The sequence below is a fragment of the Bacteroides sp. AM07-18 genome (assembly GCF_003602695.1).
GTDB classification, from domain to species: domain Bacteria; phylum Bacteroidota; class Bacteroidia; order Bacteroidales; family Bacteroidaceae; genus Bacteroides; species Bacteroides uniformis.
This window is the reverse complement of the sequence record NZ_QTLM01000014.1, coordinates 43,087-54,964: the sequence shown is the minus strand read 5'-3', so window position 1 is coordinate 54,964 and position 11,878 is coordinate 43,087. Positions and strand designations below refer to the sequence as shown.

Here is an 11,878-nt window from a genome sequence, read left to right as displayed (position 1 = left end):
GTTACAAATTTACTCTTTTTGTTTCATCTATTTCTTTTTTCCTTCTGCTTTCTTTTGTCTCGCTGCCTTTTTGAAAACGCCAGGCGAAAGCAATACCCAGCACACGTTTGTTGTGCCGTTCGTCAACAAACGCCTGCACACCGGGAGATTGAATATCTACTTTTTGATAATTGGTGTTGAATACATCCTTGGCAAACAAGGTAACGGTGCATCTGTTACGGAACATCTTCTTTTGGATGCCGACATTCACTTCCAGCGCCGGATGTACTGTGGCTTGTCCGTAGGCCATTCGTCCATTATAATTTGCCGAAAGTTCGGCCGACCATACGGAAGTGAAAGCAAACTGGTTCATGCAGCCGAATATCGGGGTAAACATACGGTTTTTCATTTTCTGCCCTTGCTCCGTCCAACCATAATTATTATAAATACCGATAGCGGTCAGATTCACCTTCCAAAAAGAAACAGGTGAGAGGTTGGCGGCATGTACACGCATACCCGTCTGTACATAGGAAGACAGATTCTGGGGCATTACATAGATACGCCGCCCCTCCTGTTCGCGATAGCTCTTCATGATAGCATCATCTGTATGCGAGAAAAAGAGCACTGTCTGAAACCAGTCACGATACACATACCCCAACTCTATATTATCAGAGAAAGAAGGATGCAGCTTCGTATTTCCCCCTTCATGGGTATAGTCATCAAATATATAGGTAAAAGGATTCAAATCACCATAATTGGGGCGGGTAATACGCCTGCCATACGAAAGCTGAAACAGATGTTCCGAAGTCAAACCGTATTGCAAAGCAATAGTAGGAAACAATTGGAAGTAATTCGTTGTAAACGAAGAGTCTTTCTGTTGTGTATTTCCTCCAAAATCCCCGTGTACATGGGTATGTTCCAACCTTAGACCCGCTGAGATTTTCAAGCGGTCTTTCTCATAGCCGACTTGTAGATAAGAGGCATTGATATTCTCATCATATACGAATCGGGAACCAAGTGCCCCATCCGGCAGCCAGCCGGAAACCGACGGACGCATATAACCTGCCGTATTGTCTATCGTAACAAATGAGGTTTTGACTCCGGCCTGTAACTTCCAAACCTCACTCAATGGATAAACCGCATCTATCTGTCCGACATATAAGTCGGTATTTCCCTTCATATCCCCTTTCAATGTATCGGGCTTAAAACTATCCATCAACTGGTTTCCAACACGGTAGTAATGGAAATAATCAAAAGAAGCGCTGAGTTCTCCCCCTTCTCTTTTCAGCTTGTGCACCATACTGGTTCCGGCAGAAACATTATTCCGGTTTTGCTCCGCATGGCTGTAAGTATTTCCCGCAACTCCGGTTTCTCGGATTTCCGTAAACATGCCTGCATTTTCCCTTTGCCGGGAAAAGTTTCCACCCAATGAGACTCCCCAAACTGTCCGCTCATTGAGATAATAATCACATCCGGTACGAAAATAGTGCGAATAATTCCTACGCTTCCGGTAAGAGTCCTGCATCATCCTTCCTCCATCCCGTTCGAACGCACGGTCGATAAACAAGTCTATGACATCCTTCCCCTGATAATACGAATAGTTCAAATAAAGATTGAACTTATTCTCCCGGATATTCATGGAGGCACCTCCATAACCGCTACCCGTCCGTCCAAGACTGCCATTGCCGTTCAAGGCCAGATTCACACCGCGCAGTCTGATTTTTCTTGTACGGATATCAATCAACCCGGAGCTTCCCGCCGCATCGTGGCGTGCGGAAGGCTGGGTTATCAAGTCTATCTTATCAGCATTAGTTGCAGGAGTAGATTTCAACAGACTCATCAATTCATCTCCCGAAAGATAAGTAGGCTTGCCATCCATCAGAATCGTCGCACCGCTTTGTCCGTTCAGCAAGATATTACCATTGGAATCTATCACGACTCCCGGCAGGGAAGCAAGAACATCATAAAGACTTCCCGTACTTTGAGTGACTGACGCATCCATCCGGTAACTTGTTTTACCGGCAGATATTTCTACCAACGGGAGTTTAGCAGTTACCATAATTTCTTCCAAACGCTGGTCGGCAATCGTATCCTGCTGCGACCAAACCACCAAAGGCATACTCAATAAAATTGCCCCTAAAAAAACATTTCGATACATACTCTTCCTCATTTTTTATTTCAAAAGTAGGCAGGCTGTAGAAAGTGAACAAATTATAGTGACAAAGGAATGTTATCCAGTGACAACATGCAGTTTTACCCTATTCTTCTTTTGATATTACCAAATAACCCCTATCTTTGCAAAATCTATCAATCTGACAGTAATTGCTTAATTACACCAACAAAATTATTAGATAATGAATAAAATCATTAGCAAAGAACACTTTTCTGAAAAGGTCTTTAAGTTAGTCATTGAAGCACCATTGATTGCCAAATCACGTAAGGCAGGGCACTTTGTCATTGTACGTGTGGGCGAAAAAGGCGAACGTATGCCGCTTACCATTGCGGAAGCCGACCCGGTAAAGGGAACCATCACACTGGTGGTTCAGGAAGTCGGGCTCTCCTCTACCCGTCTTTGCGAACTGAACGAAGGCGATTACATTACGGATGTTGTCGGCCCGTTGGGACAAGCCACGCACATTGACAACTTCGGTACTGTGGTCTGTGCGGGAGGTGGTGTAGGCGTAGCTCCCATGCTCCCTATCGTGCAAGCGCTAAAAGCTGCCGGTAACCGCGTCATCACCGTGCTGGCTGGACGCACCAAGGAACTCATTATCCTTGAAAAGGAGATGCGCGAAAGCTCCGACGAAGTCATCATCATGACCGATGACGGCTCTTACGGACGCAAAGGACTGGTGACGGAAGGCGTGGAGGAAGTCATCAAGCGCGAGAAGGTAGACAAATGTTTCTGTATCGGCCCCGCCATCATGATGAAATTTGTTTGTTTGCTGACAAAGAAATACGAAATCCCCACGGATGTATCCCTGAATACGATTATGGTAGATGGTACCGGCATGTGTGGAGCTTGCCGAATCACCATCGGAGGAAAGACCAAATTCGTATGCGTGGATGGTCCTGAGTTTGATGGGCACCAAGTGGACTTCGACGAAATGCTGAAACGCATGGGTGCCTTCAAGAGCATCGAACGCGAAGAGATGCACAAACTGGAAGAACCTCAGACCTGCCAAGCCACCCATGAGAACGTGCAGGAAGCGGACGAGAAAAGCCGCAATGCCGCCTGGCGCCAAGAACTACGCAAGTCCATGAAAGCCAAAGAGCGTACCGCCATTCCACGTGTAGAGATGAACGAACTCGATGCGGAATATCGTTCGCACAGCCGCAAGGAGGAAGTCAATCAAGGCTTGACGGAAGAGCAGGCACTGACCGAAGCCAAGCGTTGCCTGGACTGTGCTAATCCGGGCTGCACGGAAGGCTGTCCCGTAGGTATCGACATCCCCCGCTTCATCAAGAACATTGAGCGCGGAGAATTCCTCGAAGCGGCCAAGACACTGAAAGAAACCAGTGCACTGCCTGCCGTCTGCGGTCGCGTCTGTCCGCAGGAAAAGCAGTGTGAATCCAAATGTATACACCTGAAGATGAACGAGAAGCCGGTAGCTATCGGTTATCTGGAACGCTTTGCCGCCGATTACGAACGGGAGAGCGGGCAAATCTCCGTACCGGAAATCAAGGAAAAGAACGGCATCAAAGTTGCCGTCATCGGTTCGGGTCCCGCCGGTCTGTCGTTTGCCGGAGATATGGCAAAGTATGGCTATGACGTTACCGTTTTCGAAGCACTGCATGAGATTGGCGGTGTATTGAAATACGGCATTCCGGAGTTCCGCCTGCCCAACAAAGTGGTGGATGTGGAGATTGACAACCTTGCCAAAATGGGAGTGGAATTCGTCAAGGACTGCATTATCGGTAAGACGCTCAGCGTGGAACAACTGGAAGAGGAAGGATTCAAGGGCATATTCGTAGCTTCCGGAGCAGGACTGCCCAACTTTATGAATATCCCCGGCGAGAACTCCATCAATATCCTCTCGTCCAATGAATACCTGACCCGTGTCAATCTGATGGATGCCGCCAGTGAAGACTCCGATACTCCGGTTCCTTTCGGCAAATGCGTAGCCGTGATAGGTGGTGGAAATACAGCTATGGACTCCGTACGTACCGCACGCCGTCTCGGTGCAGAGCGTGCCATGATTATCTACCGTCGTTCGGAAGAAGAAATGCCGGCACGTATCGAGGAGGTGAAACATGCCAAGGAAGAAGGTGTAGAATTCCTGACCCTCCACAACCCAATCGAATACATTGCCGACGAACAAGGAAAAGTAAAACAAGTGGTGCTTCAGAAAATGGAATTGGGTGAACCGGATGCCAGCGGACGCCGCAGTCCCGTACCCATCCCCGGAGCCACAGAAACCATCGACATCGACCTTGCCATCGTCAGCGTAGGTGTATCTCCCAACCCGATTGTCCCAAGCTCCATCAAGGGATTGGAATTAGGCCGGAAGGGAACGATTGCCGTCAATGATAACATGCAGTCGTCCATCCCGACCATCTTTGCCGGAGGCGACATTGTCCGCGGAGGTGCCACCGTAATCCTTGCCATGGGAGACGGACGAAAGGCAGCAGCAGCGATGAACGAGCAGCTAAAAAAATAAGAATCTGTCATGAAAGGTGGAGACATACGAACTCCACCTTTTTTATTCTACTACAACCTCTCCCTCTACTTGCCCCTTCTAGCATACAATTTAAATATTTCAAGAATATGAAACGTATTTATCTATCCCTCCTTCTCTGTTTGGCTTACCTATTGGCAAGCGCCCAAGAGCCCCTAAACGGGGATTCCCTTGCCTCAGACTTTCGGTATCTGGTAAAAGAACTGGCAGCAACCCATCCCGACCCTTACAGCGGCTTCGGAGGAAAAGTATTCTTCTACGAACAAGCTTTCCATCTGGAGAACGAGTTACGCCGGACTCCCGGTACGAAACAGACCTTTTTTGACAAGGTAAGCATTTTCCTATCCAATCTGCAAGACGGACATACCTACCTTTTACCTCCCACAGCCAATCAACAAGCAAATCAGCGTTACCTGGCACTGGAAGTACGCACCATCCCCGACGGCATTATACTTCAAGGAATCCCTGAAACGTACAAAGACTTGTTAGGTAGCCGTATCACAACCATCAACGGAGATTCTTTAGAAGAGGTACTGGCCCGCACTGCCGCTATCCAAGCCAGTGAAAACCTATATGACCGTTATGCCAATCTATGCAGGTCCATGCCTACGGAACATTTCTTGAGACAGCTTTTCCCTGAAATGAAAGACAACCTTCACCTCTCACTTCTTACTCCCGACGGCAAATCAAGAGGATTAACCCTTCCCTTATTGTCAAGGCAGGAAGTGCAAAACACACCCATGCAACACAATAACAGTTGGAAAGCTTATACAGACAAACAACTGGCCTATCAGTTCATAGACAACGACAAGCAAATAATGCTCATCAATATCAACAGTATCATGGCACGGGATAATTTTGAGTATATGCAAAAACAAGGGCTGAAAGATTTATACCGGCAAATAGGATTCTATTATCGGGATATCCTGAAACAAGATATGCCCGCCGATACCCTGCAAGCCATTCGGCAACTCCCGTCCCTTTCCGAAGTTTTCGCCCATATGCTGAAAGAGATGAAGAAGGAAGCCTCCTCCACCCTCATCATAGATTTGCGCAACAATAGCGGCGGCTGGACTCCAATTGTCCTACCCACACTTTACCAACTGTTCGGTGACCACTTCCTGCAAACGGATATGGATATAGAATTCTATCGTATCATCTCTCCCCTCTACATGCAAAAACTACAGACAAACTTACAGGATTTCAACCAAGCATACGGAACAGACTATGCCTACGGTGACTACACTTTTAGTACGGACGAAGCAGACACCACAAACATAGAACAGCGACGGACCGACTTCATCGAGAACTGCATGTCCAGTGTGCCGGAAGAACTGAGAAAGCAACAAGGAAAGGCGCTCTATACTCCGGAACACATTTACGTCATTACCAACGAACGTACCTTCAGTGCAGCTTTCCACTACACTTTCTATCTGTGGAAAATGGGTGCTACCCTTGTAGGAATACCCAGCGGACAAGCCCCCAATACCTACATGGAACAAACCTTATTCCGGCTACCCTATACCGGTATGCAAGGCTCTATCTCCAACTCCATACAAATATGCTTTCCGGGCAAAGACCGGTGTGCCCACACACTTTATCCAGACTTGATACCCACCTATCAAGATTACCAAAGATATAATTTTGATGTCCAAACTGAGATTCTGTATTTACTCGACAAGATTAAATCGGCTCCTCATTCTCATACGAACCCTGCGGAGAAGAATCAGAAGTAAAAACAAAGCCCCGTTTACAGATAAATTGCAAGCGGGGCTTTATTTCCATATTTCAATAAAGAGACTACTTCACCACCTTGTTCGTTGCCGGGTCGGGGAAAATCACCGTCGGCTTGAACGACTTGGCTTCTTCAAAGTCCATCAGCGCGTAGGACATGATAATAACGATGTCATCAGGTTGCACCTTACGGGCTGCCGCACCGTTCAGGCAAATTTTGCCAGAGCCACGCTCGCCCTTAATAATGTAGGTTTCAAAACGTTCACCGTTATTATTGTCGGCTATATACACCTTCTCGCCGGCAATCATGTTGGCGGCATCCATCAAATCTTCATCAATCGTAATGCTTCCCATATAGTTCAGGTTCGCTTCCGTGACGCGGGCACAATGGATTTTCGACTTCAACACTTCAATCATCATATCTTTATAAATTACGAATTACTAATTATAAATTACAAGGCAGCAGGCTCTTTGTACTTGATATTGTCAATCAGACGGACTTCCCCACAGAATACTGTGATGCAACCCACAGCATAAGAAGTTTCCTCCCAATCGGTAATCTTCTGTAAGGTATTGCCATCCACCAGCTCAAAGTATTCCAAACGCAATCCGGGGGCGGCTGCGATGGTGTCTTCCACAAACTTCTGTGTCTCAGCTACCGTATGTGAGGCTCCAAAGGTACGACTTTCAAATAAAGTCTGCGAAATTCTCAGTGCATTTTTGCGTTCTTCGGCAGATAAACGGGCATTGCGGCTGCTCAGAGCCAACCCGTCTTCCTCACGGACAATGGGACAGCCTACAATTTCCAAAGGATACTTCATCTGGCGGACCATCTCGCGAATAATTGCCAGCTGCTGGAAATCTTTCTCGCCGAAGTAGGCACGATCCGGCTGCACAGCATCAAACAGTTTGCTCACAATCTGGCAAACACCATTAAAATGTCCCGGACGGAATGCCCCTTCCATCACTGTGTCCAGCGGCGCATAGCTGAAACGGCGGGTATCCGGTTCCGGATACATCTCCTCCACCGAAGGAGCAAAGACAAATGCCGCTCCACACTCCTCCAGCAAACGGCAATCAGCCTCCGGTGTACGGGGATATTTCACTAAATCATTCTTGTCATTAAACTGGGTCGGATTTACAAAAACGCTTACTACGGCAGCGTCATTTTCTGCCACACAACGTTTCACCAATGAGGCATGACCGGCATGCAAGGCACCCATCGTAGGTACCAGACCTACCTTCTTTCCTTGGGCTCTCAAAGCCGAAAGTCCGGCCTGCAAGTCCTTGATAGTATGTACTATTTCCATTTTAATTGGTTATATAATAACTTGGTTGTTCGCAAAAGCGGTGCAAAATAAACCATTATTTAGCATATAAAGAAGAAATATCGCAAATTAATGCAAAACTCAGTACACTTTCCGGCAATTCCAGAAGCAGCTGTTTCGCTGAATAACAAGCAGTTAACAATTCATAAGGAATTATAGACGGGCTCCGTTTGCTTTATTGCCCGATTTTTTTTATATCTTTGCAGAATAATTGAGAACATTGTTATTATGACAAAGGCGAACAAGGTTTTATTTATAACCCAAGAAATTACCCCTTACGTTTCAGAATCCGAAATGTCCCTCGTAGGCAGAAACCTACCTCAGGCTATTCAAGAAAAAGGCAGAGAAATCAGAACGTTTATGCCCAAATGGGGAAATATCAACGAACGCAGAAACCAGCTGCATGAGGTGATACGACTCTCCGGCATGAACCTCATCATTGACGATACCGATCACCCGCTCATCATCAAGGTTGCCTCTATCCAGTCTGCACGTATGCAAGTATACTTCATCGACAACGATGACTACTTCCAGAACCGCTTGCAGGTAACAGACGAAAATGGTGAAGAGTATGAAGACAATGATGCCCGTGCCATCTTCTATGCCCGTGGCGTACTGGAAACGGTGAAGAAACTGCGTTGGTGTCCCGACATCATCCACTGCCACGGCTGGATGACCGCTTTAGCGCCTCTGTACATCAAGAAAGCCTATAAAGACGAACCTTCCTTCAGAGATGCCAAAGTCATATTTTCCCTTTATGAAGATGACTTCAAACAACCTTTCCACGCAGACTTCTCTAACAAGCTATTGTTGAAAGGCATCGCCAAGAAAGATATTGCAGGATTGAAGGAACCCATTGACTACACAGCACTTTGCAAACTGGCTGCTGACTTCTCCGACGGCATTATCCAGCAAAGCGAACACGTCAATGAGGAAGTACTGAACTATGCCCGCGAATCCGGAAAACCGGTATTGGAATATCAATCTCCCGAGAACTTTGCTGAAGCCTGCAATGACTTCTACGACAAGGTATGGGAAACAGAACAAAAATAAAATCGATTTAGACAGTTAAAACTATGAAAGTAAGATACCTGGGAACATTGCTTTTGGCAGTCCTGACTTTCTTTGGATGCGATGACAACACCGGTACATTAGGTCTGGGTATGTTGCCCGATTCTGACGGCATGTCAGCGCATACTACTACTTTTAATGTAACAACACGTTCATTTGCCGTTGATTCCGTATTTGCCAAAACGAGTACCGGCTATATAGGCAAGTTTTCCGACCCGGAATTCGGTTATTACGAAACAAGTTTCCTTACGGAGCTGAACTGTACAGAGAACTTCTCCCTTCCGGAAGTGTATAAAGAAACCGAATGGGACAGCGAAGGAAATCCGACAAAAGCTACTGGTATAATGGCAGGTGACTCGGTAGTCTCAGTACAACTGGCTGTCTATTATTCCAGTTGGTTCGGTGACTCCTTGAACGCATGCCGGATGAGTATTTATGAATTGGACAAAAAGCTGGATAAAAATCGCTATACCAACATCAATCCAGAAGAATACTACAATAAATACGACCCTAAATCCCTACTCGGGCGTAAGGCCTATTCAGCTTTCGACACGTCTGTTCCAGACTCTGTGAGATTTGAAAAGGACAATAACGGTTATTACACTTTCTATCCCAATGTAACATTCCCGCTGGATAGGAAGACTTTTGGTGAAGACAGAATATTAAAGGTATATCGGGAACATCCTGAATACTTCAAGAATTCAGACACCTTCATAGACAAGGTCTTTAAAGGAGTATACGTAAAGAGCGATTTGGGAGATGGAACTATCCTTTACGTGGACTACGTAGCTTTGGAAATGGAGCTTTGTACACACTACACAAACGACACAACCGGTGTAGCACTAAAAAAGAAAGACGGAACTGACTCCTTGAGATATATAACAAATACTATATTTGCTTCTACCAAAGAGGTTATCCAGGCAAACCAGTTCCTGAATTCAGATTTGATAAAGGAAAAGGCTGCCGAACCTCAGCACACTTACATTAAATCTCCTGCCGGTATCTTCACCGAAGCTATCATGCCATACGATTCAATATACAACAAACTGACCAATGACACCCTGAATGCCGTGAAACTGACTTTCACGAATTACAATATAAACAGTGACTACGAATATAGCATGAGTGCTCCTAATGACGTGCTGTTGATACGTAAGCAGGAGTTGAAGAGCTTCTTTGAAGAGAACAAAGTCAGGGATAATATTACCTCATTTACAACCACCCACAATGCATTTGCTACCAATCAATATGTATTCAGCAACATAGCCCGGTTGGTTACCACTTGCATCAACGAAAAACAAGCTGCCAAGAAAGCCGCCAAAGAAAAGGCCGGCAGTTCTTGGAATGAGACAGAGTGGGAAAAAACTTGGAACAAAGAAAATGAAGACTGGGATAAGGTATTGCTGATTCCGGTTTCCATTACCTATGACAGCAGTACAAGCAGCAGCGGCAACAAAACCATAACCGGTATCCAAAACGACCTCAAGCCGGGATATGCCAAACTAAAAGGCGGCCCGAAAGAGAATGCAAAAGGCGAAGTGGAATCTCCGCTGAAAATAGAAGTTACATACACCAGTTTCAACAAGTAACTGACAGATATTCCATAAAAAAGCCTTCCGCTCATTGTAGAGCGGAAGGCTTTTTTGATTGATGGGACAAGCTGCCGATATTATTCAGCAGCCTTTTTAGTTGTTTTCTTTGCGGCAGGCTTTTTGGCAGGAGCCTTGGCCTTTGCCGGTTTTTCTGCGGCAGATTTAGCTGTAGCCTTGCTCTCTTTCTTTTCTGCAGCCTTTATCTTCTCCAACTTGGCCTGTGCTTTCTCCAATTCCTTATGCAGTTCCTCTATCTCGGCACCTTGGTTCTGGATAGTGGTCAGCAATGCATTCAGTTCTTCGTTATCTATATCCACCGGATAGAGAGAATCGACACGTTTGATAAAGTCACCAAGAATATTCATATAATTGGTAAAAGCATCAAAAGGAGATTCATAAATGCCACGGTTCAAGCCGACACCGCTTTGCTTGGTAGTCATGAAACGGAAGTTGTTACTTGCCTGCAGATAATCCCAGTCTTGCTTGATACGGCGGTCATCGCAAAGATGGACACGCTCGGCAACACTATACAACTTGTTGAATGCTTCACGCTGCATCACGTTACCCAGCCAGCAGCTGGTATCCCTTTCTTCGTCCACCCAAGACATCGGATATGGAACGTCCAACTGGGAAACAGATTTCAGTTTGGTAACGATTTCCGTCGGTGTGGAGAAAGTAATCCCCTTTTCTTTGGCACAGTATGGAAGTGCCTTCAGGAATTCCAGAATATTGGAAGACAACGGCTGTGCCATGCCCAGAGCAGAGAGCTCCATAAAGATGTTGATGACCTGCTCTTCCTGCGGTAAAGCATCAATCCAGTTGATGTACTTGTCGGCAAACAAAGGATACTCGTTCCACTCGGAGTTGGAGAAGCGCAGGCTGATGTCGTCAGACAGCTTAAAATCACGCAACAGTAACTTCAAGTTAGGATTCATAGAGCAATGGTATACATAGTGCGGACTCTTCCAACCCAGAACATGCTTGGCTCCTTCCGTCAGCATACCCTTGAATCCCAAAGCTGCCACCATCGCACCAATCTCATCATTATAAATCAGGCTGGAATTACGGAACACCTTCGGCGCCTTACCGAACATTTGCTTCATCTTAGCGCTCTGACGCATCACCTCTTCCTTGAAGCAATCCTCGTTGGCCAGAGAAGAAAGGCCATGGGAATAAGGCTCGGCAAGGAACTCACAGCAACCGGTATCATTTAGCTGGTGCAACAAGTCGATGACAGCCGGTGCATATATTTCCAACTGCTCCAGCGCAACCCCCGAGATGGAGAAAGCCACTTTAAACGCACCTCCGGAATTCTTCACCATTTCAATCAAGGTGTTCAATGCCGGGATATAAGAGCGTTCGGCTACATCATTGATACTGGTTTCATTGGCATAATCATCGTAGTAATAATGATCGGTACCTATATCAAAGAAACGGTAACGTTTCAGATGAATGATTTGATGTATTTCAAAATAAAGACAGATAGTTCTCATTT

Annotated in this window: 8 protein-coding genes; 4 read left to right on the top strand and 4 right to left on the bottom strand. The window is 46.1% G+C overall.

The annotated features are described in order from the left end of the window. Position 1 precedes the first annotated feature (1 nt). Positions 2 to 2,137, bottom strand: a complete 2,136-nt coding sequence (locus DW096_RS15195; protein ID WP_034533151.1) for a TonB-dependent receptor domain-containing protein — start codon at positions 2,135 to 2,137, stop codon at positions 2 to 4. 196 nt (positions 2,138 to 2,333) lie between these two features. Between DW096_RS15195 and DW096_RS15190 the strand changes: the two genes are divergently transcribed. Both DW096_RS15190 and DW096_RS15185 read left to right on the top strand, forming a co-directional pair. Then, on the top strand, positions 2,334 to 4,640 hold the full coding sequence (locus DW096_RS15190; protein ID WP_005823564.1) for a bifunctional dihydroorotate dehydrogenase B NAD binding subunit/NADPH-dependent glutamate synthase: 2,307 nt from the start codon (positions 2,334 to 2,336) through the stop codon (positions 4,638 to 4,640). 107 nt (positions 4,641 to 4,747) lie between these two features. Continuing rightward, a complete protein-coding gene (locus tag DW096_RS15185) occupies positions 4,748 to 6,394 on the top strand; it encodes a S41 family peptidase (RefSeq protein ID WP_005823566.1) in 1,647 nt (548 codons plus the stop codon). Between the two features lie 64 nt (positions 6,395 to 6,458). On the opposite strand, the gene panD is transcribed toward DW096_RS15185, so the two are convergent. Together panD and panC are read right to left on the bottom strand one after the other, a co-directional pair. Then, positions 6,459 to 6,812, bottom strand: coding sequence for an aspartate 1-decarboxylase (gene panD / locus DW096_RS15180; RefSeq protein ID WP_005823568.1), 354 nt, complete (start codon positions 6,810 to 6,812; stop codon positions 6,459 to 6,461). A 32-nt stretch (positions 6,813 to 6,844) separates the two neighbouring features. Next, positions 6,845 to 7,702 carry a pantoate--beta-alanine ligase gene (panC, locus tag DW096_RS15175; RefSeq protein WP_005823570.1) on the bottom strand — a complete coding sequence of 286 codons (858 nt, stop codon included), beginning with the start codon at positions 7,700 to 7,702 and terminating at the stop codon, positions 6,845 to 6,847. A 246-nt stretch (positions 7,703 to 7,948) separates the two neighbouring features. Here panC and DW096_RS15170 point away from each other — a divergent pair, with 246 nt between their 5' ends. Both DW096_RS15170 and DW096_RS15165 read left to right on the top strand, forming a co-directional pair. Then, positions 7,949 to 8,773: a glycogen/starch synthase gene (locus DW096_RS15170; protein WP_005823572.1), complete on the top strand. Its 825-nt coding sequence runs from the start codon at positions 7,949 to 7,951 to the stop codon at positions 8,771 to 8,773. A 23-nt stretch (positions 8,774 to 8,796) separates the two neighbouring features. Then, positions 8,797 to 10,380 (top strand): DUF4270 domain-containing protein, encoded by a 1,584-nt coding sequence (locus tag DW096_RS15165; RefSeq protein ID WP_005823574.1) that lies wholly within the window; start codon positions 8,797 to 8,799, stop codon positions 10,378 to 10,380. Between the two features lie 80 nt (positions 10,381 to 10,460). Here the strand turns inward: DW096_RS15165 and DW096_RS15160 are convergent, their stop codons facing one another. After that, positions 10,461 to 11,876, bottom strand: coding sequence for a glycoside hydrolase family 57 protein (locus DW096_RS15160; RefSeq protein ID WP_057256630.1), 1,416 nt, complete (start codon positions 11,874 to 11,876; stop codon positions 10,461 to 10,463). Between the last annotated feature and the right edge of the window lie 2 nt (positions 11,877 to 11,878).